This window comes from Rothia aerolata (genome assembly GCF_014635585.1).
GTDB classification, from domain to species: Bacteria; Actinomycetota; Actinomycetes; order Actinomycetales; family Micrococcaceae; genus Rothia; species Rothia aerolata.
The window spans coordinates 177,621-201,777 of the sequence record NZ_BMDC01000004.1; the positions used below are offsets into that span (position 1 = coordinate 177,621).

Consider the following 24,157-nt stretch of genomic DNA (forward strand, 5'->3'; position numbering starts at 1 on the left):
CAAACAGCCAAGCCCAGCTTACGCCCCTACGCCGAATGGCCGCCTTAACGCCGAGAGGCCGTGTTAAACACGGCCTCTCGGCGTTTTCACGGCCACTCTGTGAGAGGGCAGGGTAGCTTAGGCAGCCGTCGATGCCACCGCCGGAACCTCCCGGTTCTTGCGGGTGAAGTCCAGGATGTAGCCAAGCACCGCCAGAACCAGGGTGGGAACAACCCAACCAAGGTCCAGGGCATGCCAGGGAGACCACCCGATGAGCGGCTCAATCACCGAAGAACCCCAGCCCAAAGAGTTCAGGGTCATCAGCGCTGCCCAGATAACAGAGGCAAAAAGAGCCAGCTTGAAAGTCAGGCTCAGGCGGCGGCCCATCTCAGCGGGAGTCACTGCCTGAGAAACCAGGGGCTTAACCAGCAAAGGCTCCAGAACCGAAAGAATAATCAGGGTAATAGCGGGCGGGTAGAGGAAGCCCAGAATGGGGGCCGCGATAGCCAGCACCGAGCTCAGACCCAGGGTAGAAATCAAGAAGCCAATCACGGTAAAAATCATCAGCCACAGGCGGTAGGGCATAGCGGGCACCATGCGGGAGAAGAACTCCGAGGTTGCCGAGAGCAGACCCACCGCAGTGGTCAGGCAGGCCAACAGAACAATCAGGCCAAAAATCCAGGCACCCGCCTGGCCGAGCACCTGGTGGGCGGCGTCAGAAAGCAGGGCGGCGCCGTCCTCGTAGCCCTGGCCGTTCTCGATGGAGCGACCCATCCAGCCCAGACCCAGGTAAACAAGGGCCAGAAGCAGCCCGGCGATTAGAGAAGCGAAAGCCACACCTGACATCAGCGACTTGCCCCGTTCTAGGCCCTTGTGCTTGAGAGATGAAACCAGAATAATGCCGAAGGCAAGGCCGGCCAGGGAGTCCATGGTGAAGTAGCCCTGCAGGAACCCGCCCACGAAGGGGGCCGAGGCGTAGTCTTCGGTAGCGGGGGCAGGGTCGGCCGTCAGGGTAAAGAGCGAGAGCACCACCAGCAGAGCTAGCAGCAGCACCAGGGCAGGGGTAAGGAACTTACCCAGAGCATCAACAATGGAGCTGGGATTCAGACAGATAGCCAGAGAAACCGCGAAGAAAATCAGCGCAAAAACCACCAGAGAAAGCTGGGAGTCCACGCCGAACACCGGGGTGGCGAACATGGTGTAGCTGACAGTGGCGGTACGGGGCACCGCGTAGAAAGCGCCGATGGAGAGGTAGACCAGGGCGGGGAAGACTACGCCAAAGACGGCGCCGCCGCGGCCTGCCAGCGACCGAATATCAGAGCCGGTGCGCGCGAGCGCGAAGATAGCCATAATCGGCAGGGCTACACCGGTAATCAGAAAACCAATCAGTGCCGGGGCGAAGTTTTCGCCGGCGCTTGCGCCCAGAACGGGCGGGAAAATTAGGTTACCCGCGCCGAAGAACATGGAGAAAAGCATGAGAGAGGTAACGACGATCGCGCCGCCCTTTCCCGCTTTCTTGCTTGCTTGAGTGCTCATAAATGTATGCTTTTCGTAGAATATATTGCGTGAGGCGCTGGATTTTGAAGGAAATCTGGCGCTTTTCTGTTCCATCCTAGACTTTGAGACACTTTTTACCCAGAAAATAGTCCACATCGTGAAAAACTCTTGCTTTCCACAAGGGTTTTGGCTAAGTAATACATCTCACACAGGCCACCGATGCCCACGACTTGCCTCTCATCCACAGGCAAGCACCGTGCACCCCATGCCCTTGTGCCCTAAAATAGGGGGACGTGCAAATTTCTATGAGGAGGGTGCGTTGCGCATTTCGCGTATCTATAACAATAACGTTGCCCTGGCCACGAACTTTGCCGGCGAGGAGACCGTGGTAATCGGTCGCGGTCTTGCCTTTGGCAAGCGCAAGGGCGACATGATTGATCCCACCCGGGTTGAGCAGACCTTCGTTCCCGAAAAGAACACCTCTGAGGAGCGCCTGAGCTGGTCCCTCTCCGAAATTCCCGCCGAGATCCTCTCCCTGGCGATTGAGCTGGAATCTCAGGTGCGAGACTCCAAGGAGTTTTCGGTCTCCCACTCCTTTGTTATTCCGCTGGCAGACCACCTGAACTTTGCACTGATTCGCGCCCGCGAGGGCATAGCCGTGGACTACCCCCTGGCGGTGGAGGTCTCCCAGCTCTACCCCAAAGAGGTGGAGTTTGGACGACGCGCGGTGGCCCTGGTTTCCGAACGTTTAGGAGTAGACCTCCCCGACCAGGAGGCCATTCCCTTAGCCCTGCATCTGGTCAACTCGCAGTTTGCCGCCTCAGATATGTCTCAGACCTTCCGCATGACCGAGGTTTTTGCCCAGATTTTTGAGCTGATTTCCTCTTTCTACGGGGTAGAGATTGACCAGTCAGCACTGAGCGCCGCCCGTTTTGTGACCCACCTGCGCTACCTCTTTGTACGCACCGGTAAAGAGGGGGCAGGTAGTTATCAGGACGACGCCACCCCGCTTTTAACCGAGGCAGTCAAGGCGAGCTACCCCCAGGCTTTTGCCTGCGCCCAGAAGGTCTATCTGCTTCTTGAGATGCAGCTCAACCAGGAGCTCACCGATGATGAGCTGACCTATTTGACCATTCACATTGCCCGCCTGGCCAAGGATTTAGGGCTGGAGAAGTAGACCTGTACAAAAACTCCGTCTCACAAGGTGATAAGGTCATAAAATTTTTATCGTTCTTACTTAGTAATGCGGCTTCTTGCAGAAAAAATAAGGTGTAAATTCATCTTTACCCATACCCACATTTTTACTGCGAGAGGACCACGCTCATGGTCACAATCATTGTGGCAGCACACGGGGAGTCAGCTCCTGCCCTGCTTGCGACAGCCAAAATGATTCTCGGCGACTTCGAGAACGTTCACCCGGTGACTTTCATGCCGGAGCAAGGTCCCGAAGATCTCCTAGAGAACTACCAAACCATTGCCAAAGAGCAGCCCAAAGATCAGGGAGTTCTGCTTCTGGTTGATCTCTTTGGCGGTAGCCCTTATAACGCGGCCGCCCGCTTTGCGGCAGAACGCGAAAATACCGATGTGGTAGCGGGCGTTAACGTGCCCATGCTCCTAGAAGTTATCAGCGCGGCATCGCGCAAAAACGCCACGGTCGCCTCCCTCGCCCAAAAGGCTGTGAAGGCCGGTTCCAAGGGAATCCGCATCTTCAACGAGATGATGGCACCGAAGGACGACGCCGCCCCGGCAGCACCTGCTACAGCAGCTCCCGCCGCCGCAGCGCCGTCCACCGACCAAACACCCGGCGGCCACATGGACATTGTCTTTGCCCGCATCGACTCCCGCCTCATTCACGGCCAGGTAGCCAGTAGCTGGGTCAACTATGTGGCACCGCAAACCCTCATTGCCTCATCAGACCCCGCAGCCACCGACAAGCTCCGCAAAACCCTGCTCCTGCAGGTGGCACCCTCCCACATCAAGACCAATGTTCTCGACATCGCCAAAACCGGCAGGGTCTACCACAACCCCAAATACACCGGCATGAAAACCATGCTGGTGGTGGAGAACCCGCAGGATATCCTGCGCCTGCTCGATGAAGGCATTGAAATCAAAGAGGTCAATGTTGGCGGCGTAACCTACAAAAACGGCATGACCCAGCTCTCCGAAGCTGTCTACGCCTCTGACGAAGACATCGAAGCATACAAAGAAATCGCCAACCGCGGCATTCCCATGACCATTCAGCAGGTTCCCAACAGCAGCCGCGTTGACATGATGAAACGACTCAAGGAGAAAGGCCTAGTCTCATGAGCCCTCTCGAATTTACCCTGGTCATTCTCGTAGCGCTGGTCTGCGGTATGGCATCGGTGCTAGACGAACGCCAGTTCCACCGCCCCATCGTGGCCTGTACCCTCATGGGCCTGGTGCTAGGTGACCTTCAGACCGGCATTATTCTCGGCGGTAGCCTCGAACTCATCGCCCTGGGCTGGATGAACGTGGGTGCAGCAATGGCACCCGACGCCGCCCTGGCATCTACCATCGCCACCATCGTGGTCATCGAGGGCAACCAGTCCATCGGTGAGGGTATTGCCCTGGCAGTGCCCCTGGCAGCAGCAGGCCAGGTGCTCACCATCTTCGTTCGCACCATCACCGTCTTCCTCCAACACCAGGCAGACAGATTCGCCCAACAGGCCAACTTCAGAGGCGTTGAATTGGTGCACTTTAGCGGTCTGCTTCTGCAGGGTCTGCGCGTAGCAATCCCCACCGCCGCTGTGGCAGCTGTAGCCGGAACCCACATTGTTCAAACCTGGCTCGATGCTATTCCCGACGTCATTACCTCGGGTCTACAGGTAGCCGGTGGCTTCATCGTGGTGGTCGGTTACGCAATGGTCATCAACATGATGAAGGCAAAGGCCCTGATGCCCTTCTTCTTCCTGGGCTTCGTACTGGCGGCCTTCATTCCCGACCTCAACCTGGTGGGCCTGGGCATTATCGGTGCCTGCCTGGCAGTGATCTACGTACAGCTCAACCCCGCCTTCCACGACGCCATTGTTGCCCCCGCGCCGGCAACCAGCGGAGCGCCGTCCAATAACCTCGACAACGAGCTCGAGTAGGAGAACACCATGACTGTAGAAAACAACGCACAGACCAGCTCTGTAGCCGTAAACTCCTCGGTAGATAACGTCAACGACGTACCCAACCACCCCGGCGAGCTCACCAAGCGTGACTACTACTCCACCTACGTGCGCTCGACCTTCCTGCTGGGCTCCTTCAACTTCGAGCGTATGCAGGCCATTGGTTTTGCGGTCTCGATGATTCCCGCTATCAAGCGCTTCTACTCCAAGAAAGAAGACCAGGCAGCAGCGCTGGGCCGCCACCTGGAATTCTTCAACACCCACCCCTGGATTGCCTCCCCCATCATTGGCGTTACCGCGGCAATGGAGCGGCAGAAGGCAGCCGGTGAAGACATTGACGAAGCGGCTATCACCAACGTTAAGGTGGGTCTGATGGGCCCGCTGGCAGGCGTGGGCGACCCGATTTTCTGGGGCACCGCCCGACCGGTGCTGGCAGCTCTGGGTGCCTCGATTGCTCTTTCCGGCAACATTCTGGGCCCGCTGATCTTCTTCTTCGGCCTCACCATTATCCGCATGATCACCCGCTGGTACGGCTTCAGAATCGGCTACCAGAAGGGTGTAGAGATTGTCTCCGAGGTGGGCGGTAACACCCTGCGCCGCTTTACCCAGATAGCCTCGATTGTGGGTCTGTTCGTGATGGGCTCGCTGGTTTCTAAGTGGACCACCATCAACGTTCCCTTCGAGCTCTCCCGCTATCAAGCCCAAGACGGCAGCGAAGTGGTCACCACCGTTCAGTCGATTCTCGACACCCTGTTGCCGGGCATGCTGGCGCTGGGCCTGACCTTCCTCTGCATGTGGCTACTGAAAAAGAAAATCAACCCCATCTGGATTATCTTCGGCATGTTCGCCGTGGGAATCCTGGGCTACTGGGCAGGAATCCTAGCCCCCTAAAATAGCCGCACTAGCCGCCTGTTCGCCAGCCGTTATAGGGTGAGAGCAGGCGGCTTTTCTCTCCCACTTTCCGAAAGGAACCCCATGAAAAAGCTCATGGCATTCGACGTAGACGGAACCCTGCTCTTTGACCGCAAGGTTGAGCCGGAATCCGAGGCAGCCATTCACCGCTGGCAAGACGCCGGGCACCTGGCGGTCTGCAACACCGGCAAAAGCATCTACGCCACCCAGGTAGCTTTCGAAAATTACGACATTAACTTTGACTACTATGTGCTCTACACCGGGGCGGTAGTCTGCGATGCCAACTATGAGATTCTCTTCAAAAAGACCCTCGATTTAGAGGTGGTCACCGAGGTCATCGACCACCTCTCCACCCTTGAGGGAATCAATGTCTACGCCACCACCCTCGACCACGACTACCAGGTCTACAGTGGAATCGGCGGCTACTCCAACATTCTGCCTGCCTTCTCCCCCATGGATCGCTCAGAGGTTGAAAACCACGAGTACGTGGGTATTCCCATGTGGATTCCCGACCCCACCCAGCGCGCCGAGATTCTGGCCTGGATTCTAGATAACTACTCCGACCGCCTGGACTGCCACCGCAACCTGGAATTCCTCGACATCGTGCCCAAGGGCTCCGATAAGGGCCTGGGCCTGAAGTGGCTGGTTGAAAACCACCTGGGCGGAGAGCAGGTTGAAACCTACACCCTGGGCGATTCCTGGAATGATCTGGGCATGCACGCCATAGCCGACCACGCGGCGTCCTTCACCTACTCCCCCGCAGAGGTGCAGCAGGCAACCGAGTACGTGGTGGATAAGGCCTACGAGTTCATTGATAGGGCGCTGACCGATGGCGAGTAAATCATTCAAAGAGACCTTCATCGAGGTGGGCCAGCGAACCCTCGATAAAGACCGCCAGCAGGAGGGGATTTACATCGTCTCGGTGGCGCCCATTGTCACCGGTCTGATGGTGGTTGCCGCTCTGCTTTATGTATGGACGCACGGTTGGGGCACCTTGATTGCGCTGGTGTGCGCCCTGGTGGCGCTGTGGGGCCGCTGGATTCTCCAGCGCCAGGCAGCTAAAGATTTTGCCGATTTGCGCATGTCTCAGGAGGGCTTCGAGAAGACCGGTAAGACAGAGTACCTGGAGTTTATTCATCTGCGCGGCGAGCAGATGCTTCGGGACAACAAGGCGCTGACCTCGGCGGCCCGGGCGGAGATTCAGGGCCTGCTGGACTGGGCGGGGCAACGCGAGAAACCTTAACTACAAATAAACCCTTGAGGTAATACAACCTCAAGGGTATATTTTTTTATATGTGGGAAGTAGATATCAGCCTTATCGGCACCTGGCTACTAGAACTCTCCGATGAAGACTATCAACAGGTTTATGCCGCCCTGGAAGTACTCGAAGAGGTGGGGCCAGCGCTGGGCAGACCCCTTGTTGACACCGTAAAACACTCCCAACACAAGAACATGAAGGAGCTAAGACCGGGGTCTACAGGGAGTAGCGAAATCAGACTGCTCTTTGCCTTTGACCCAGAGCGCAGAGCTATCTTTCTGGTCGCAGGAGATAAAGCGGGCAACTGGAACAAGTGGTATCTCAAGAACATCAAAAAGGCGGACAATCTTTTCACCAAACATCTCGAAGGATTGAGAAGAAAATGAAAACTCTGGAAGACCTCAAGCGTCAGCGCCCCGTTAACCGCGAGAAAATCAACGCAATAAAAGAGCAGCTCTATGCAGAAGTTCGTGCCCATCAGCTCAAGGAGATTCGCAAGGCCCAACAGAAAACACAGGTAGAGCTAGCAGAGTCTTTGCATGTAAGCCAAAACCGAATTTCACGCCTTGAAAAAGGGGATATCAACCGTGCCCAGGTAGAGACTATTCGCAAGTACGTTGAATCGCTCGGTGGCACCCTCAATATAGAGGCCCAGTTCGGCGACACCACTTATAAGATTGCCTAGTGACTGGTGCAGAAAGGCGGTTTTCGGCTGCGAATTTGCAACCGAAAACCGCTTTTATGCACCGGTGACTTTTTACTCCTCGACCACACTCACCGAAACGTCGATGTTGCCGCGGGTTGCCCGGGAGTAGGGGCAGATTTCGTGGGCGCGCACGGCGATTTCGCGCGCCTGGTCCATTTCAACATAGGGCAGGGAGACTTCTAGCACGACGGCGAGTTTGTAGTAGCCCTCCTCATCCAGGCCGAAGTTCACGCGGGCCTGCACTGAGGACGCCGTGGAGTCGGCTTTGGTCTGGCGCGCAACATTTTTGACGGCCTGGTGAAAGCAGGTGGCATAGCCCAGGGCAAAAAGCTGTTCGGGATTAGCTCCTTGGCCGTTTCCGCCGAGTTCTTCTGCCAGTCCCATTTTGATTTCGAGTGTGCCGTCGGTGAGGTAGGCTCGGCCGTCTCGAGCGGGGCCGGAGGAGCGTGCTTCGGTGGTATATACGGGTTTCACTTTGGTCTCTACCTATGCGAAGTATTTTGTGTGGGTTCCGTTCTTTAGGATAACCCTGCCGCAGCGGTAAGCGTTTCTATTACACAAGACTCGCCCATACCCGCAATACTTTACAAAGAAAGTAAAAGGGGTATAGTTTAGAAGCATAAACGAGAGAATCCGCTTCTAAAGGAGTAAAAATCATGATGCAGTTTGGCCTGTTTTCAGTGGGCGACGTAACCCGCGACCCCACCACCGGCAAGACCCCCACCGAACACGAGCGCATTAAGTCCTATGTCACCATCGCCAAGAAGGCAGAAGAGGTTGGGCTTGACGTTTTCGCGCTGGGTCAGCACCACAACCCCCCATTTGTAACCAGCTCCCCCACCACCACCCTTGCCTACATTGGTGCGCAGACAGAGAACATCATTCTCTCTACCGCCACCACCCTGATTACCACCACCGACCCGGTGCGCATCGCCGAGGATTACGGCATGCTTCAGCACCACCTAGACGGTCGCATGGACCTCACCCTGGGCCGCGGCAACACCGGCCCGGTTTACCCCTGGTTCGGTAAGGACATTCGCCAGGGCGTCAATCTGGCCATTGAGAACTACAACTTGCTGCACCGCCTCTGGCGCGAGGATGTTGTGAACTGGAAGGGTCACTTCCGTACCCCGCTCAACAGCTTCACCTCCACCCCTCGCCCTCTGGACGGCGTCTCCCCCTTCGTCTGGCACGGCTCCATCCGCACCCCGGAGATTGCAGAGCAGGCCGCTTACTACGGCGACGGTTTCTTCCACAACAACATCTTCTGGAACAAAGAACACACCCAGCAGATGATTAACCTCTACCGCGAGCGCTATGAGCACTACGGTCACGGCACCGCCGAGCAGGCAATTGTGGGCCTGGGTGGCCAGGCCTTTATCGCCAAGAATTCTCAGGACGCCGTACGCCAGTTCCGCCCCTACTTCGATAACGCTCCGGTCTACGGCGGCGGCCCCTCCCTGGAGGACTTCACCGAGCAGACCCCGCTGACCGTGGGCTCCCCGCAGCAGGTGATTGAAAAGACCCTGTCTTTCCGCGAGTACGCCGGTGACTACCAGCGCCAGCTCTTCCTGATGGATCACGCGGGCCTGCCCCTGAAGGAAGTTCTTAACCAGATTGACCTGCTGGGTGAAGAGGTTGTTCCGGTTCTGCGCAAGGAGTTTACTAAGAACCGCCCGGCTTCTGTTCCCAATGCCCCCACCCACGCTTCTCTGAAGGCCCGCCACGAGGCCGGTCTTGATCCCGTGGCAGGTGGAACCCAGGCTGCTGGAGGTGAAAACTAATGACCCTGAAAATCGTAACGGTGACCGCCGGACTCTCCGAGCCGTCGTCCACCGCCCTGCTGGGTGAGCAGTTGACTGCCGCTATGGTGTCTTCCCTGGACGACGCCGGTGTGTCGGCTGAGACTCTCGAGGTACGACTGCGCGACATCGCTAAAGACATTACCAACCACTACCTCACCGGCTTTCCCATGGGTAAGCTGGCCCAGGCACTGGATGCGGTGCGCGATGCCGATGCGGTGATTACCGTAACCCCCACCTTCAAGGCTAGCAACTCGGGGCTCTTCAAGAGCTTCTGGGATCTGGTGGAAGATGATTCCATGCTGGGCACCACCGTTCTTCTGGGTGCTACCGGCGGTACAGCTCGGCACTCGCTGATGATTGATACCGCTATGCGCCCCCTCTTTGGCTACTTGAAGGCCCAGGTGATTCCCACCGGTGTTTTCGTTGCTACCGATGATTTCGGAAGCGACGCTTCACTGGATCGCCGTATTGCGGCAGCGGGTAGGGAAATGGCGCAGTTCCTGCTTTTGAAGGCCGGCGCCTTGCAGAATGCCAAGAATAGTTCGGTTAATTCAACAGATAAAAATGAATCTGTTAATTTTGGCGACAAAGAATTAAAGAATGTCGAAAAAGAGCCTTTCGATATGGAAGGTGAATTTGACGATAAAAACGGCGCTAATTCCGGAGATTTCTTTGGTATTGCTACCACCCAGAAGAACTCTTCTAAATACAAGGCACCGGGGCTAGAACCCCTAACCGTCACCCCCTTTGAGCAACTCCTCAAAGGCTAGCTGACTAGCAGAATCAGCAAGACCCTTCGGGTAACATAAAGCTGTACCTGCCTTTTATTTAAAGGCAGGTACAGTTTTATTTTTCACGAAATGTACGCCTATTTTCCGAAAAAACTAACCGATATTCTTCTAAATATTTCGTTTAGGATACTTACTAGGGGTTCTGCCACCAACAATGGGGGCAGGATTTTATCTAAATCAACGCACAAAAATCATCGCACGAAGGGTAACGCGATAGGAGATGACAGACAAACCACAGTCACCCAGCTATCAAGACCAGCACGAACACCAATCTATGGCGTTCTGGAAAACCTATATGCAGGTCTCTACAGGGTTTAACAACTATCTAGACCAAAAGCTGCGCACAGAGGCTGATATCAAGCTGCAGGACTACAGCATTTTATTAGTGCTCGCCAAAGACCTCACCGCAGATTCTGAGCCGGAGGTAGTGCGCATGGGGGAATTAGCAACCGAGCTAAGCGTTTCGCCCTCACGGCTGACCTACCAGGTAGACCGCCTGATTCAGGTGGGATGGATTAACCGGCAAGAGGTTGAGCAGGATCGCCGCGGCAAGGGGGTCTATTTAACCTCTGCCGGCCTCGAGAAATTCACCAGAGCCTTTGAAATCCACATGGGGCTGGTTAACAGCATGGTGATGGATGAGCTGAGCGAGCACGACAAAGAGGTGGTTCTCTCCACCATGCTAAAGATTAGGGCAAAGATTTCCGGCAATAGATAGGGAAAGAGACAACAGGAGGCAGTTCGAGGGGCACGACCAACTGGCATCGGGATGAAGCGATACGGGTGCGAGCTTGCGAGCACTCAGGAGTGAGTGGAATCGCGAAGCGTGCGTTTAAGGGAGGTTGGCCGTGCCCCTCGAACTGTCGGCGGAAACTAATCGCTAAGACTTCTTGTGCGGGAAGATCGAATGGGAGTCGGTAATTTTTCCCGACCGCTTCTTGGGGGCTACCTGCGGGGCAGGCTCCTCAGCATCGGCGGGAGCAGCCGCCGCGGCGTCGTCCTTATCTTCAATCACACCCGTGGGAGCGTGAGCCGAGGCCTTGGGCACGGTGCCCACACGCTGGGCCCGGCGCAGGTACTCGCGGTTAGCCAGAACCACCAGCGCCATGGCGTTGAGCGCCAGGCCGATAATGAAGATCATCCAGCCCAGCACCATCCAGCGGGTGCTCGCCAAAATTGCACCGACAATCAGGGCGGCAACAGAAACGAGATAAGCCGGGGAGAGCAAAAACTTAGTATTCACAGGAACAACCTATCGGTTACGCGGGCGGGGCGCACGGGAGCGGAAAATCTTATCGTCGGCTGCCTGCTGACCGGCTACCACTCGGTGCTGGTCGGTATCAGCAGAGAGCTCGTCTACCTCATCAATGCTACCGGTAACGGGTTCGTCGTCCTCAAAAAATTCAGCCTCTGAGTCTTCTTCGGCAATTATGGCAGGCAGAGGCCCGCCCTTGAGACGCTGGAGGGAAACCAGGGCAGAGAACACGTTCAAGGCGAGTCCGGCTAGCAAGAGCAGCCAGCCAATCACGGTGGCCGCGGTAGAAGCCATTCCAATCAGAATTGCCCCCACGAAAATGCCCGCAAGAGAGGTCAAAAATGCCGGCGAAAGATCCTTGGTGTTCATGTTTCCTTTACTTCAATGCTCAGTGGTTGATATCTGCCTTCAACGGAATATATGCCCGCTGTCTGGCACAAACTCCAGTCTAAATCATATTTCTGACAGTTCCTTGTGGGTTTGCTCAACGGGAACTAATCCAGATTGTGCTTCTTGGTGGCACTGATATCGCTCTGCTTCTCCACCGTGGGTAAGGGGCTGGTTCCCGTGGATTCCTGGTGGAGCAGCTTGTGTTTATCTACCGATTTCAGCACGCCGGTGGTCAGCGCCGGAACCATCAGAATTGGGCCACCGCTGGCGCTTGAGCCAGCCATAGCCATAATGTCTAGCTGGTGCAGCACGGAATTCACCACGTCTAGGTCGTAGTGGTTACGCTGGGCCAACACCGCCTGCTGGGCGGCAGAGACCGAGTTATTGCGCACGGTCTGCCACTGCGAGCGCATCTTCTTCATCTCCTGAACACGGCGCTGGTACTCGGTGCTCTCTGACTGGGCCATTTTGATTCTGCCCGCCATGCGTTCAAAAATATCCTGGGCCTGGGCAACCACCTCGGGGTCGGTATTCTGCTGGGCTGCGCGCTTAACCGATTTGAGGGCTGCCTGCTGGGCAATTTTGAGCAGCTCTTGCTCCTGGCGGTCATCTGCCTCGCCAGCCTCGCTGATTTTCAGAACTTTAACCAGGGTCGGCAGGGTGAGACCGGGGAAAACCATAGCGAAGAAGAGAACCGTGAGTACCAGAATGATTGCCTCTGACCTGAGCTGTCCGCCCAGTTCGGGAATGGTCAGCGCCAGCACCAGGGTGACCATACCTCGCATACCGGCCCAGGTCATCACCAGAACCTCGCCGAAGGTTCTCGGAGTGGCGTGTTCATTTTTCTTGGCTTTGCCCAGTAGCCAGAAAAAGCTCATCCAGGCCAGGCGCAGCAAAACCACCACCGCAGAAATAACCACTCCCTCAAGGAAAACCCGCACCAGGTCAAGATCAGACTCGTAGACTAGCTCTCCCGCCTGCAGTCCAATCAGACCGAAGGCTAGGCCGGTCATCAGCAGTTCCACAACCTCCCAGAAGGCATGGCTTGAGAAGCGGTCTTCTGCGGTAAATTCTCCCTGGCGGATACTGCTGGAGTGGATTGCCGCTATCACCACAGCGATCACGCCGGAGGCGTGAAAATGCTCCGCCAAAATATATGTCGAAAAGGGAATGATGAGGGTAATAGCGTTAATGAGCGCGCTGGATGCCACCATGCGGGAAAAGACATTGGCAAGATAGCCCACTGCCAGGCCGATGAGAACGGCGATCACCGCGCTGGTGAGGAAAGAGAGGCTGAGCTCCGCCGGGTTAATGACCCCGCCCGCCAGGGCAGCGGCAATAGCAGCCTGAAAGAGGACCAGGGAGACGGCGTCATTAAAGAGCCCTTCGGTTTGTAGCACACCCACCAGGCGGCGGGGAATACCTACCGGTTCCGCTACGGCTTCAACCGCTACCGGGTCAGGAGGTGCCGTTGCTGCACCGATTGCTAGCGCCAGGGCAAAAGACATACCGGGAACAATGGCCCAGGCTGCCCAGGCCACAGCAAAGGCGGTCACCGCCGTCAACAGCACCGAGTAGATTAAAACCGCTTTCCACTGCCGCCTCAGCGACCCCCATGAAACCCTCACCCCAATGGCCCAGAGCAGGGGCGGTAAGAAGATGGGAAGAATAATTTCCGGTTCAATCTCGGGGTTGGGAAGCCCCGGCACCAGAATAATGCCGGTGGTCAAAATGGTTAGAAGCACCGGCCAGGGCAGGTTAAAGCGATCGCCTACACCAACCAAAAATACGGTGGCCAGAAGAATCACGATGATAATGAGCAAATAGTCCATGAAACCCCGGCAGCACTCTCTCTTAAGTAAACCCTTTTTTCTATTTTAGGGTTTAGCCGCCTAGGAGCTCCATCACTTTCTCAACAGACGAACTTGTGACCTGCCGGGCCTTCTCCTGGTCGGTAAAGCCGGTGGTCATAACCGACAGGGCATATGTCTGCCCGTGATACTGGGCGGCTCCGGTGGAATTCACGTACCAGATTCCTTCATCGTTGGTAATCCAGCCGTTTTTGCACAGCACCTTCTCGGCAAGGTGCTCGCTTCCGGTGGAGCCGGGCAGGCTAACCAAAGCCCCGACTCCCCAGCCCTGGGATTCCAGGTCGGTTGCAGTAAGAGCCGCACGAACCCTGTTCATATCGTCGGCACCCACCCACTCAACACCCTCGTAGAGAACCCGGGCAATTTTTGCGTGATCGAGAGTGTTGGTCTTGTTATTGCCCCAGCCATCCACGCAACGAGTTTGAGTAATCCCTAACCGATCGTAGGTTGCATTGACCTCTGCATCTTGGGCGGCGACGTCCTGCCCCAACGAAGAGAACAGGGCCGCCGTGGCATCATTATCACTGAGCCCCAGGCTGGCATCAATCAGACTGCGGGTCTGTTCGTCTACCAGCCTGTTCTCGTCAAAAGCCTTGCGCAAAATACTCAGGGCAATCGGCACCTTCACGGTGCTCGCCTCATAACCCTCGTAGTCAGGGTTATAGGTGAAGGTTTCGGCGTTCTCGTAGCGGTGAACCGTCAGGGAAAGAGAGCTGGCTCCGGAAACGGTTTTGATAGATTCCAGAGCCTCTGCCAGCTCACTGTAGGTTCCCCGAACTTCCTGCCGTTCACCACTCTCAGTCAGCAAAAAAGCGTCATAATTTCTTGCCGCATCGGAATCTTGCCGATCGCCGCAGGCGGCCAGTCCCATCCCAAGCGCGCCCACTCCTAGCCCTGTCAGCAGGCTTCGTCGCGTCAGCGGGGTCATAGAACCGAGGGTCATAGGTGCAGTCTATGACAGAGAACCTAGCGGCCGCCACACCCTCCCGAACCGCAAGAACAGTTACCGCCGCAGCCTCCGCCACCGAGGTTCTCAGTACCGGCCAGAATCGCCTCGGCGGTGGCGCGGGCGTCTTCGACCCCTTCAGATTCCAAATAGGTAATATATTCGGCTTCAAGATCGCGACCCTCGGCACCGTTCACGCTCAGCCCCGCGTCTCGAATTAGCTTGAGGTCATCGAAGATTCCGGCAGCCTCAGACTCTCGATAGTCACGTAGCTGTAGTGAATCCAGCACGTGCATGGCCAGTGCCTGGAGCGAGCGCAGGTGTAAATCGCGCCCCTGCCCCACCCGCACCGACTTGGCAACCGAGACCAACCGCACCGCGGCCAGAACCCGCAGGCAGTACATGGGGGTCAGAGAATCCGCAGAGGATGCTTCATCATCAGCATCGGGAACCTTATAGTTGACGGTCACCAGACCCGAATCTTCCGCCTGCCCCGCCTGAATAATTGCGGCTGCCAGCTCAGCGGTAGACTCGCCAGCACCCACCGTAACCACGGCACCCTCGTCTACCGGTGCCGGAGGAACCTTCCCAGCCGGGGTCAGCAAGTTAGTTACTTCTAGGGTGTTCTGAAAGAACATGCGGCGAAATTCTGAGGCAAACTCAACCAGGGCAAAAGTGGCGCCGGGGCCGGCCTCGAGAACGGCAAGGATATCCTCTTCGTCAGGGCGAGCGCCCGCGCGCATTTTCTGGGTTAGTTCAGCAAAGTTGAGAGTCATACCCTCCATTAAAGCGCTTAACAGATGCAAGTTATATTTGGCGGGTTTCCTTACGCCGCGTTGAGGTCGGCTCTACAATAAGCAGGTGGCCCTTTCGCGCGAGAAAATTCTGAGTACCGCCTTTGACCTGCTGAAGCAGTACGGTTTGGCGGATCTTTCTATGCGCAGGCTCGCCACCGAACTTGAGGTAGCCCCCGGGGCCCTCTACTACCACGTGAAAAACAAGCAGCAACTCTTAGCATCCCTGGCATCTCGTATGGTGGCAGAGGTTGAGTTCCGCGGCCCGTCCCCCGCCAAGGCGCTGGAGTTTGGATGCCTGGAACTTTTCCGCCAGCTCTCCCAGGTGCGCGAGGCCGCTGAGGTGATTCGGCTTGCCCTGGCGGTCGCGCCCGAAAGTTTGCGGTTTGTGCGCGAGGCAGCAAGGCTCTTCGAGCAGCTGGTAGATGAAGTTCAGGACGGCGCTTCGGGTGGCTCCCCCGCCGCGGGGCAACTGGCCGCCACCATGCTTCTCCATGTCTGCGTGAGTTTTCTTGAAGAAGAACAAACCCGCGCCCTGCTAGCCGGGGTAACGATAGCCGAGCAGGCGCCGTCCTCCTATATCGCGGCGGTGCAGGCGAGCATCGCGGGCTGGTCGGGCTAAATCTCACCCTGCAACCCTGCACTTTCCGGAATAAAACCGCTGGCACTAGGCTTGTACACTAGGGCACTGAACCGGCCCGGCTCGTCGGCAGAAAGATTGACCATGAACGCTGTAGATTCCACCTTTGCCCAACCCCAGTGGGGCACCCTGCCCGATCATCGGGCGCAGGTGCAGAAAGTGCGGGCGGCCTTTGTGGAGAAGTACGGGGTGGAGCCCGACGGCGTGTGGTCAGCTCCGGGGCGACTGAACCTGCTGGGCGAGTACATTGATTTTCTGGGCGGCTCTTGCATGCCCATGCCCCTGCCCTACCGCACCTATGTAGCGGGTAAGCTCCGCGAAGACGGGGTGCTGCGGGCTAATTCCCAGCAGATGCCCGGCGATGAGCGCACGGTCATTATTCGCGACATTCGCCCCGGCAACCTCAAGGGCTGGTTTACCTACGTTGCGGGCGTTGCCTGGTCTATGAATCAGGAGGGTGGCAGGGATATATGCCTCCCAAAGAATTTTGGGGCTGACCTGATGATTGACTCCCGGGTTCCCGTGGGTGGAGGCCTCTCTTCCTCTGCCGCCCTGGAATGTTCCACCGCCCTGGCTCTGCTGGATCTCTCTTGCCCCCTACGCGCCGACTGCGATGACACCGAGGAGGCCCCCTCAGACCAAAGCTCGGGAAATGACGAACTGCGTGCCCGCCTGGCCCAGGTCTGTATCAAGGCTGAGAACGAGGTTGCCGGGGCGCGCACCGGAGGGCTCGATCAAACCACTTCCCTGCGATCCAAGCCCGGCCAGGCGCTGGTGGTGGATTTTCGCGATTTCTCCATTGAACCTATTGAGGCCGACCTCGACTCTGCCAATCTCAGCTTCCTGGTAATTAACACCAACACCCCCCACGAGCTTGCCGGGGGCGGCTTTGCGGCCCGGCGGGCGGCGTCCGAGGCCTGCGCCCGCGCGCTGGGACTAGACTATCTCCGCAACGCCCTGCCCGAAGACCTCACTTGTTCCACCTTGCAGGAGCGCGAGGCCAAACTCTGGCGCCTGAATCTGGTGGATGAAAAAACCACCCTGGCGCTCGATGCCCTCGAATGTAGCGACACTCCCCCGGATTTTCCGCGCGGCTGGGTGCGCCACGCTTTCCACGACATGACCCTGGTGGAGCGCGCCGCATACCTGCTGAAGAATACTTCCGATCTCGGGCAGCCTGCCTGGGAAGAGCTAGGACGCCTTTTCACCGAATCTTTCGTTTCTATGCGCGATGAGCTGCGGGTCTCCCGGCCCGAGATTGACCTCGCCGTTGCCACCTGTCTGGAGCGGGGTGCCCTGGGGGCGCGCCTTGTGGGCGGCGGCTTTGGCGGCGCGGTGATGGCGCTGATTCCCTCGGACAAGGTGGACGACGCCGCGGCGGCGGTTGCCCGCGCCTACGCCGAGTCTGGGTTTGCCGCTCCCGAATTCCTTCCCATGGTGGCGGGCTTCGCGGCAGATAAGGATTTTTAGGAAAAGCTTCCCAAAGAAGTTGCAATGTTGGGTCTTAAACTCGCTGTTTAAGACCCAACATTGCAACTTCTCAGACTTTAAGAAACGTGCACAACCGGGCGACGTAGTAGGCGGGGCTCCGCGCGCCGGAGTACCTCGTGGGTGGTAGCAGCAACCTGTCCCTGACCAAAGAAAAGGTAAGCAAGAAAGTTCTTAAAGGGGGAACCAGCCGCCCAGTCGAGATAAATGTGGGGCACAGTGCCCGTCATGTCTCGAATCTCCAGGGCCAGAGAGGCAATGTTGTTGGCAATCGCCGCACCCGAGGCACAAAGAACCTTCTGGTTGCCCACCGTCAGGCCGCGCACGGTCAGTTCAGACCCAAAGTTAGAGGGGTCAAGCACGGCGATCTCTAAGAAAATAACGTTTTCAACGTCACCGATATGGTGGGCCCATTCTTCCCGCCCACGCTTTTCCATGTAATCGGCCAGATTGAAATTGTCTGGTCGGTGAGCAATCACGTGCACGGGAACATCCGGTTTCTCCAGGATAAATTCAAGTGCCTGCCGGTCAAAGTGCACGCTATCAATCCGCAGCTCGTAAGACCGCAGGGCCCGAGAGACAAAAGAGACCACCAGAATCGCCAGAATAAAGAAACTTGAAATTTTCAGGCCCTCGGGGCGTTCGACGATATTCGCCACGGTGGTGTAGATGAAAACCAGGGCAATTGCGGCGTAAAAGACCAGGGCATAGGGCTGCTTCTTCTTTCGAGCAGAAAGGGTAACAGCTATCGCGGCACTGGTCATCAGCACCAGCACGCCGGTAGCGTAGGCACCGCTTTGGGCATCAACGTTAGCGTTGAAAATGAGGGTAATCAGCAGGGCCGTGGCGCTGAAAACCAAGACCAGGGGCCGGGAGGCACGAGCCCATTCCGGGGCCATACCGTAGCGCGGTAGGTAGCGGGGCACCAGGTTGAGCAAACCGCTCATTGCCGATGCTCCGGCGAACCAGAGAATAGCGATGGTAGAGACGTCATAGAAGGTGCCGAAGCCCTCCCCCAGCAAAGCGTGGGCCAAATAGGCAAGCGCCCGACCGTTGGATGCCCCGCCCTCTTGAAATTGCTCCTGCGGAATGAGCAGGGTGGTGACAAAGCTAGAAAGCAGCAACAGCACGCTCATGATGAGCGCCGCGCAGGTGAGCAGTTTCTGGGTAGACCGCACGCGGTCTGCTGTTTTAAGGACGGCGCTGGCCCCCTTGGTGCGAATCTGTGGCATCACCACCACCCCGGTTTCAAACCCGCTCATACCGAGGGCGATTTTGGGGAAGACCAAAACCACCAGACCCACGGCCAACCAGACATTACCGTGAGAGGTGGTTAGCGCCGTCCACCAGTCCCCCACGACTATCGGCCGGGAGAAAACGCGTAGCAGAGCCGCCACGAGCACCACTATATTCACACCGAGGAATACTCCCACCAGCACCACAGAAACCCCAATTGCCTCTTTAAAGCCGCGCAGAAAGACCGCCGCCAGCAATCCCAGAAGCACCAGGGTAATCAGCAGATGGTGCCCGCGCATCAGGGTGGGAACAAAGGGGTTGGCTTCAAGGTGAGCTGCGGCATCTGCCGCCGAGAGGGTCATGGTAATCATGAAATCGGTGGTGGTAAATCCCAACAACACCAGCACAAAAATCTTGGCAGACCAGCGGGAGAGCAGCTTCTCCAGCATGTGAATCGAGCCGGCTCCGGCTGAAGATTCAGCCGCCACACGGCGGTAGATGGGCAGGGCACCCAGAAGAGTTACCCCCACCAGCACCAAGGTAACAGCGGGGCTGAGCAGGCCAGCGGCCACCGCAGCAATTGCCGGTTGATAGCCAAGGGTGGAGAAGTAATCAACACCCGAAAGACACATCACCTGCCACCAGGGATGCCCGCTTTGCTCGGGATTTTTCTTGCCGTGGGGACCCTGAATTTGGGCGGTCAACTCGGCGCCCATAAGCCAATTTTTTAGAGAAGAGCCAGAACGACCCTGCGGAGCAGAATGAAGATCTGCGTCGCTGTTATGCGTGCGTACAGCAAACTTGGGTTGCTGGTTGAGCAGCTGTGACCCCATGATGGAGCCTTTCTCGAAAGCGCTCGCCTAGGCGGGCTAACCGTTTATAACGAGTTGATACTACGCCGGTAGAGACCCTTTGGATTCATAACGGGAGCGGTTTCACAACGTGTCACTTTTTCTCTTGCATCACACCCGCGCGTTGTGTGTCCTGTAAGCGCCGTCCAGCAGTTCACCCTGAGCAAACTATCCTCGAACACTTTGCAAGCCTGCTTTATATCAGTAGACTTATAAATGATGCAGGTCGCACTGCACACGGGGCTTCATCACCTAGTCCCGCACCTAGTGAGTAAGGATTTTTATGAACCTCGACGGTATTAAAGACAAGGCAAACCAGGGCATCGACTCCGGTAAGGACGCCGTAAACGAGAAGGCTGGCAAGGACGTCGTCAACGACGACCACACCCAGAAGGCCAAGGACGTCGCCGGCGAGAAGATTGACGGTCTCGGCGGCAAGTTCGGTAAGTAAGTTTTAAAAACTGCGGAAGAAAAGAGTAGTCTCATGAGCTCCAAAGATCAGGTGAAGGAAACCCTGAACCAGGGCAAGGGTGCCGCCAACGAAAAGGCTGGTCAGGATGTTGTCACCGAGGAGCACGTCAACCAGATGGAAACCGCCATCAATGACGCTCCTAACAAGTTCCGCGAAGATTTTGAGAAGTAAGAGCTTCAACCCCGAAGTTCTCAACAAGTAAAGGATAAAGATTATGACTGCTGGAGATAAGCTCAACGAATTTGCAGGCAAGGCCAAGGAAGGTCTGGGCAAGGCAACCGGCAACAGCGAACTGCAGGCCGAGGGTAAGACCGACCAGGCTCAGGCCAAGACCGAGGGCGCTATCAACGACGCTAAGGACAAGGCTGAGGGCATCAAGAACTCCCTCAAGAAGTAGAGTTTTTGCACAGTAGCCGCCGCTCCTACCAAGGGGCGGCGGCTATTTGCGTCTTAAGCTGCATTGAAGCCTCCCCTCGGTGATCCAAGGAATATTTCCACCCGGCAGAACGCTATACTCTTTGAGATATTTTCCAAAACGAAGGAGTTTCCATGAACCGTGCGCAGTCAACCCATGCCGAAGCACAGAAGGTTATTGAAGAGGGCGGCGTTGTGATTTACTGGCGCCCCGGTTGCCCTTTCTGCAAGGCACTCGATGAGGGTTTAGGCGAAATCGGCGATCAAGCCACCTGGGTCAACGTTTGGGAAGATGCTGAGGCCAGCGAGTTCGTCAAGAGTGTCAACGATGGTAACGAGGTTGTTCCCACCGTGACCACCAAGGAAAAGTCCTTCGTAGCCTCCTCGTCCAAGGCACCCAAGATTGTTGCCCTGGCGATTGAGAAGGCAAGCGCTTAGTCGCGAGCCCCTATCCAAAAGCGGCGGAGATGCTCACTGCATCTCCGCCGCTTTTGTCTCCCCAGAACCTCCAGAGAACAGCGCAAGGTGAAAATTTTGAAATTACAAAAAATACACAGCCTGTTCTTTAAAGTTATCCACAGCTGGGGATAAACCTGGGGAAAATGGTTACACCGGTGTAATTACGCCAGAGTTAAAGGCTGATTTCGCGGTTTCCACAGCCTGTTAATAAATTTTGAATTACAGGAGTGTAGTTATTAACAGGTGTGGATAAAGTCTGTGGATAACCGCCGCACGCTCCTACTGGCGACGGGTAGCGCCGTCCACCCGCTGCAGAATCCAGGTCACCAGGGCGCCAATAACCAGTCCGCCCAGGTGGGCCTGCCAGGAGATGCCGGGAAAGAGGAAACCGTAGACAAAGTTAATGACGATAAGAATCGTGATGGGGCGGGACTCTCCCCCGCGCAGCTTGGTTAGCACGAAGAAGGCGCCGAAAAGCCCGAAAATACCGCCCGAGGCGCCCACGGTATTGGTATTGAGTCCACCCATGAGCTCCCCGAAGAACCACACTCCGGCTGAGCCGCCCAGAATGGAGAGCAGATAGACGAGCAGGTACCTCCATTTACCCAGCATAGGCTCAATAGCCTTACCGAAAATCCATAGGGAGAACATGTTGAGTAGCAGGTGGGTGGGATTTGCTTGAGCATGGATAAAGCCGGAAGTCAGAACTCGCCACCATTCCCCGGTAATTTGCACGTAGAGAGGGTTGAAGAGAAAAGTTCTCAGCATCCAGTAGTTAGGAATGAGCCACTGCAAGATGTAGGCCACCACATTAATACCAATGAGGGCATACGTCATAGTGGGAGCGGTTTTTGCATACTTAATCTTGGGGGCATTGCGTATATGCTCATCACGGCAATCAACGCACATCATACCCACTTCAAGGGGCACCTGGCACTGGGTGCAGGTGGGCCTGCCGCAGCGGCCACAGCGGGTGTAGGCAATCTGATCCGGATGCCTAGGGCAGGTTTGAAATTGTGGCTGGTCAGTGTGTTGGGAAGTCATCACGTTCCTTCTCTCCGGGCAATCTACACAAAAAGCCCGCCCGGTTCTCGCGACCGGGCGGGCTTCTCTGAGGTCAAAAAGACTTAGAGCTGCTCAATATCGATTGAGGAGATCACGACGTCTTCAACGGGGCGGTCCATAGAACCGGTTGCCACACCCTCAATAGCGTCTACAACCTTCTTGGATTCCTCGTCTGCTACCTCACCGAAAATGGTGTGGCGGCCGTTGAGCCAGGGGGTCTCAACGGTGGTGATGAAGAACTGGGAGCCGTTGGTGCCGGGGCCAGCGTTAGCCATAGCCAGCAGATAGGGCTTGTTGAAGGAAAGCTCAGGATGGATTTCATCCTTGAACTGGTAGCCGGGGCCGCCAATGCCCTGGCCCAGAGGGTCGCCGCCCTGAATCATGAAGTCGCGGATAATGCGGTGGAAGATGACGTCCTTGTACAGGGGGCCTTCCTGCACCTCACCGGTGCGGGGGTGGCGCCATTCCTGGGAGCCATCGGAGAGGCCAATGAAGTTCTTAACGGTAATCGGTGCGTGGTTGCCGAAGAGCTCCACAACAATGTCACCGTGGTTGGTGTGAATAGTTGCCTTTGCAGTTGCATTAGTCATGTTCCCCATTTTCGCACGGGTTCAGCCGGTTTACCAGATAGGGCGAACGCTTTTCACTGTGCGGAAAACCCGTGTTGTTCCCGCATGAACCCGCGCAAAAGGTTGAGATAGTAAGTATGCTAGGTATGAAAACGTATTTGCCGTGCGGTAGCTTCCGCGCGGTTTCACCCCAATAGGAGGTAACCCCATGGCAGCTAACAAGAAGGCTGAAAAGGCAAAGAAGGCCGCCGAGAAGGCTCTGGCTCGCGCGCAGAAGTCCACCGGTAAGAAGGCCGACAAGTTCGCCAAGATTGCAGAGAAGAACTCCGCTAAGGCTGTAAAGCTCACCGAGTCAAAGCTGGCTCGCGCTCAGATGCTGGCAGCGAAGAAGGGTAAGAAAGCCGGCAAGGCTTTCCAGGCTGCTCAGAAGGACGGCGCTAAGAAGTTCGCTGCCGTGCAGGAGACTGTCTCTGAGAAGGTTCAGGAGCAGATTGAGCACGCAACCCCTGTGGTTGAAGAGGCTGTTGCTAACGCACGTGTAAAGGCAGCTGAGGTTGCTACCGTGGTTGCCGATAAGCTGAACGAGTCTGAGGTTTCGCCCCAGGCTGCTGCACTGGCTACCAAGGTAACCGGCGATAAGAAGGCTCTGAAGAACGCCCAGAAGAAGGCAGTTAAGGCTGCTAAGGCATACGCTAAGAACCAGAAGAAGGCTGCTAAGTCTCCCAAGAAGGGTCTAGCTCTGACCGGCCTGCTGATTTCTGTAGCTGTTGCAGGTTTCGCAGCGTACAAGGCTTCTCGCCCGGTTGAGGATCCCTGGAAGACTCCTTCCACCCCCACCGCTGCCTAAGTAGCTTTTAATTAAAAGAGGGCGGTTCCTTCCATAGGGGAAGGAACCGCCCTCTTTTGCTGTCTTGAGACCGACTCGCTGGGCCAAGATCCGCCGCAACAATGCTAAGGAGCCAGCTTCTCAACAAAAGCCGCTCACCAAACGCCCCCCCCCTTGCACAGAATAAACCTCAGGTACAAGCAAAACCCGGCAGAAAGGCCAAAAGTACACCTGTACTCCCTGGGTACACAACTAGACATGTACCCAGGGAACACAGGTGTACCTACGCCAGCCAGACAAGAAGAAACTTGTACTTTACCTACCGAGCTTCCTCGAAAGGCCACTTTTATACCGAAAATCGGAGAAAAACGGTCTAAAAATGGCCACTCGGCGATTATGGCAGCCCGTGCAGATGGTCCTGTTTCATTGAGTCGCCGCTTCAGTTGCATTTCGCCGGTACTGTACCGGCGAAATGCAACTGAAGCGGCGATATGTCACCGAAGCGGCGACTCAGTACACTGGCCCATTCTCGATAAACGCCCAACATGTTAGAAGACACGCTTTCCTACCACTATCGCGGGTGACACGCCCCGGGGCGAGACACACTTATCTGCCTGCAACCCCGGCTCCTCACCACCAACACCCAAACAAAAAAAGAGACCCGCCTCTTCCGAAGCGGGTCTCTCACTCAAAAATAGCTCGGCGACAACCTACTCTCCCACACCGTCCCCAGTGCAGTACCATCGGCTCGAAGAGGCTTAGCTTCCGGGTTCGGGATGGAGCCGGGCGTTTCCCTCTTGAT

28 protein-coding genes and 1 rRNA gene are annotated in these 24,157 nt (G+C 56.5%); 18 read left to right on the forward strand and 11 right to left on the reverse strand.

The genetic code is table 11. The features are described 5' to 3' along the window. Window positions 1-117 precede the first annotated feature (117 nt). On the reverse strand, window positions 118-1,515 hold the full coding sequence (gene brnQ, locus IEV00_RS10255; protein WP_188360272.1) for a branched-chain amino acid transport system II carrier protein: 1,398 nt from the start codon (window positions 1,513-1,515) through the stop codon (window positions 118-120). 280 nt (window positions 1,516-1,795) lie between these two features. Here brnQ and IEV00_RS10260 point away from each other — a divergent pair, with 280 nt between their 5' ends. From IEV00_RS10260 to IEV00_RS10295, 8 genes are all read left to right on the forward strand, one after another. Then, the gene (locus tag IEV00_RS10260; RefSeq protein ID WP_188360273.1) at window positions 1,796-2,653 is read left to right on the forward strand and encodes a PRD domain-containing protein; all 858 of its coding nucleotides are present in this window, start codon (window positions 1,796-1,798) and stop codon (window positions 2,651-2,653) included. Window positions 2,654-2,799: 146 nt separating this feature from the next. Further along, window positions 2,800-3,783 (forward strand): mannose/fructose/sorbose PTS transporter subunit IIA, encoded by a 984-nt coding sequence (locus tag IEV00_RS10265; RefSeq protein ID WP_188360274.1) that lies wholly within the window; start codon window positions 2,800-2,802, stop codon window positions 3,781-3,783. After that, window positions 3,780-4,586, forward strand: a complete 807-nt coding sequence (locus IEV00_RS10270) for a PTS mannose/fructose/sorbose transporter subunit IIC (RefSeq protein ID WP_188360275.1) — start codon at window positions 3,780-3,782, stop codon at window positions 4,584-4,586. Before IEV00_RS10265 ends, IEV00_RS10270 begins: the two co-directional genes overlap by 4 nt. A gap of 9 nt (window positions 4,587-4,595) precedes the next feature. Then, window positions 4,596-5,498, forward strand: coding sequence for a PTS system mannose/fructose/sorbose family transporter subunit IID (locus tag IEV00_RS10275; protein ID WP_188360276.1), 903 nt, complete (start codon window positions 4,596-4,598; stop codon window positions 5,496-5,498). Between the two features lie 84 nt (window positions 5,499-5,582). Beyond that, the gene (locus tag IEV00_RS10280) at window positions 5,583-6,359 is read left to right on the forward strand and encodes an HAD hydrolase family protein (protein ID WP_188360277.1); all 777 of its coding nucleotides are present in this window, start codon (window positions 5,583-5,585) and stop codon (window positions 6,357-6,359) included. Then, a complete protein-coding gene (locus IEV00_RS10285; RefSeq protein WP_188360278.1) occupies window positions 6,349-6,762 on the forward strand; it encodes a hypothetical protein in 414 nt (137 codons plus the stop codon). Before IEV00_RS10280 ends, IEV00_RS10285 begins: the two co-directional genes overlap by 11 nt. Window positions 6,763-6,812: 50 nt before the next feature. After that, a complete protein-coding gene (locus tag IEV00_RS10290) occupies window positions 6,813-7,163 on the forward strand; it encodes a type II toxin-antitoxin system RelE/ParE family toxin (RefSeq protein ID WP_188360279.1) in 351 nt (116 codons plus the stop codon). Next, the gene (locus tag IEV00_RS10295) at window positions 7,160-7,462 is read left to right on the forward strand and encodes a helix-turn-helix domain-containing protein (RefSeq protein WP_188360280.1); all 303 of its coding nucleotides are present in this window, start codon (window positions 7,160-7,162) and stop codon (window positions 7,460-7,462) included. Before IEV00_RS10290 ends, IEV00_RS10295 begins: the two co-directional genes overlap by 4 nt. 72 nt (window positions 7,463-7,534) lie before the next feature. On the opposite strand, the gene IEV00_RS10300 is transcribed toward IEV00_RS10295, so the two are convergent. Next, on the reverse strand, window positions 7,535-7,957 hold the full coding sequence (locus IEV00_RS10300; RefSeq protein ID WP_188360281.1) for an organic hydroperoxide resistance protein: 423 nt from the start codon (window positions 7,955-7,957) through the stop codon (window positions 7,535-7,537). 185 nt (window positions 7,958-8,142) lie between these two features. Here IEV00_RS10300 and IEV00_RS10305 point away from each other — a divergent pair, with 185 nt between their 5' ends. The 3 genes from IEV00_RS10305 (at window position 8,143) to IEV00_RS10315 (ending at window position 10,797) form a co-directional block, all read left to right on the forward strand. Beyond that, on the forward strand, window positions 8,143-9,267 hold the full coding sequence (locus IEV00_RS10305; protein ID WP_188360356.1) for an LLM class flavin-dependent oxidoreductase: 1,125 nt from the start codon (window positions 8,143-8,145) through the stop codon (window positions 9,265-9,267). Then, window positions 9,267-10,058, forward strand: a complete 792-nt coding sequence (locus IEV00_RS10310) for a CE1759 family FMN reductase (protein ID WP_188360282.1) — start codon at window positions 9,267-9,269, stop codon at window positions 10,056-10,058. The genes IEV00_RS10305 and IEV00_RS10310 overlap by 1 nt, the downstream gene beginning before the upstream one ends. Before the next feature lie 241 nt (window positions 10,059-10,299). Next, the gene (locus IEV00_RS10315; protein ID WP_188360283.1) at window positions 10,300-10,797 is read left to right on the forward strand and encodes a MarR family winged helix-turn-helix transcriptional regulator; all 498 of its coding nucleotides are present in this window, start codon (window positions 10,300-10,302) and stop codon (window positions 10,795-10,797) included. A 162-nt stretch (window positions 10,798-10,959) separates the two neighbouring features. Here the strand turns inward: IEV00_RS10315 and IEV00_RS10320 are convergent, their stop codons facing one another. From IEV00_RS10320 to IEV00_RS10340, 5 genes are all read right to left on the reverse strand, one after another. Beyond that, window positions 10,960-11,322: an ATPase gene (locus tag IEV00_RS10320; protein WP_188360284.1), complete on the reverse strand. Its 363-nt coding sequence runs from the start codon at window positions 11,320-11,322 to the stop codon at window positions 10,960-10,962. Between the two features lie 9 nt (window positions 11,323-11,331). Beyond that, window positions 11,332-11,703 (reverse strand): hypothetical protein, encoded by a 372-nt coding sequence (locus IEV00_RS10325; RefSeq protein WP_188360285.1) that lies wholly within the window; start codon window positions 11,701-11,703, stop codon window positions 11,332-11,334. 125 nt (window positions 11,704-11,828) lie between these two features. After that, window positions 11,829-13,556, reverse strand: coding sequence for a cation:proton antiporter (locus tag IEV00_RS10330; protein WP_188360286.1), 1,728 nt, complete (start codon window positions 13,554-13,556; stop codon window positions 11,829-11,831). Between the two features lie 52 nt (window positions 13,557-13,608). Next, on the reverse strand, window positions 13,609-14,403 hold the full coding sequence (locus IEV00_RS10335; protein WP_188360287.1) for a serine hydrolase: 795 nt from the start codon (window positions 14,401-14,403) through the stop codon (window positions 13,609-13,611). 158 nt (window positions 14,404-14,561) lie between these two features. Then, window positions 14,562-15,317, reverse strand: coding sequence for a biotin synthase BioB (locus tag IEV00_RS10340; RefSeq protein ID WP_188360288.1), 756 nt, complete (start codon window positions 15,315-15,317; stop codon window positions 14,562-14,564). An 85-nt stretch (window positions 15,318-15,402) separates the two neighbouring features. Here IEV00_RS10340 and IEV00_RS10345 point away from each other — a divergent pair, with 85 nt between their 5' ends. Further along, window positions 15,403-15,957: a TetR/AcrR family transcriptional regulator gene (locus tag IEV00_RS10345; protein WP_188360289.1), complete on the forward strand. Its 555-nt coding sequence runs from the start codon at window positions 15,403-15,405 to the stop codon at window positions 15,955-15,957. Window positions 15,958-16,059: 102 nt separating this feature from the next. Continuing rightward, window positions 16,060-17,445 carry a galactokinase gene (locus IEV00_RS10350; RefSeq protein ID WP_188360290.1) on the forward strand — a complete coding sequence of 462 codons (1,386 nt, stop codon included), beginning with the start codon at window positions 16,060-16,062 and terminating at the stop codon, window positions 17,443-17,445. 77 nt (window positions 17,446-17,522) lie between these two features. Here IEV00_RS10350 and IEV00_RS10355 read toward each other — a convergent pair whose 3' ends face one another. Continuing rightward, complete coding sequence (locus tag IEV00_RS10355; protein ID WP_373868243.1) at window positions 17,523-19,415, reverse strand: APC family permease; 1,893 nt, start codon at window positions 19,413-19,415, stop codon at window positions 17,523-17,525. 418 nt (window positions 19,416-19,833) lie between these two features. On the opposite strand from IEV00_RS10355, the gene IEV00_RS10360 reads away from it, so the two are divergent. The 4 genes from IEV00_RS10360 to IEV00_RS10375 all read left to right on the forward strand — a co-directional run bounded on the left by IEV00_RS10360 (window position 19,834) and on the right by IEV00_RS10375 (window position 20,874). Then, a complete protein-coding gene (locus tag IEV00_RS10360; protein ID WP_188360292.1) occupies window positions 19,834-20,001 on the forward strand; it encodes a ribosome recycling factor in 168 nt (55 codons plus the stop codon). 33 nt (window positions 20,002-20,034) lie between these two features. After that, window positions 20,035-20,193: a hypothetical protein gene (locus IEV00_RS10365; protein ID WP_188360293.1), complete on the forward strand. Its 159-nt coding sequence runs from the start codon at window positions 20,035-20,037 to the stop codon at window positions 20,191-20,193. Between the two features lie 43 nt (window positions 20,194-20,236). Continuing rightward, a complete protein-coding gene (locus IEV00_RS10370; protein WP_188360294.1) occupies window positions 20,237-20,419 on the forward strand; it encodes a CsbD family protein in 183 nt (60 codons plus the stop codon). A 152-nt stretch (window positions 20,420-20,571) separates the two neighbouring features. Further along, window positions 20,572-20,874, forward strand: coding sequence for a glutaredoxin domain-containing protein (locus IEV00_RS10375; RefSeq protein WP_188360295.1), 303 nt, complete (start codon window positions 20,572-20,574; stop codon window positions 20,872-20,874). A 300-nt stretch (window positions 20,875-21,174) separates the two neighbouring features. Here IEV00_RS10375 and IEV00_RS10380 read toward each other — a convergent pair whose 3' ends face one another. Further along, window positions 21,175-21,807, reverse strand: coding sequence for a rhomboid family intramembrane serine protease (locus IEV00_RS10380; RefSeq protein ID WP_229723192.1), 633 nt, complete (start codon window positions 21,805-21,807; stop codon window positions 21,175-21,177). A 215-nt stretch (window positions 21,808-22,022) separates the two neighbouring features. Then, a complete protein-coding gene (locus IEV00_RS10385; protein WP_188360297.1) occupies window positions 22,023-22,550 on the reverse strand; it encodes a peptidylprolyl isomerase in 528 nt (175 codons plus the stop codon). 187 nt (window positions 22,551-22,737) lie between these two features. Between IEV00_RS10385 and IEV00_RS10390 the strand changes: the two genes are divergently transcribed. Beyond that, on the forward strand, window positions 22,738-23,376 hold the full coding sequence (locus IEV00_RS10390) for a hypothetical protein (protein ID WP_188360298.1): 639 nt from the start codon (window positions 22,738-22,740) through the stop codon (window positions 23,374-23,376). 686 nt (window positions 23,377-24,062) lie between these two features. Here the strand turns inward: IEV00_RS10390 and rrf are convergent. Continuing rightward, window positions 24,063-24,157, reverse strand: a 5S ribosomal RNA gene (gene rrf, locus IEV00_RS10395).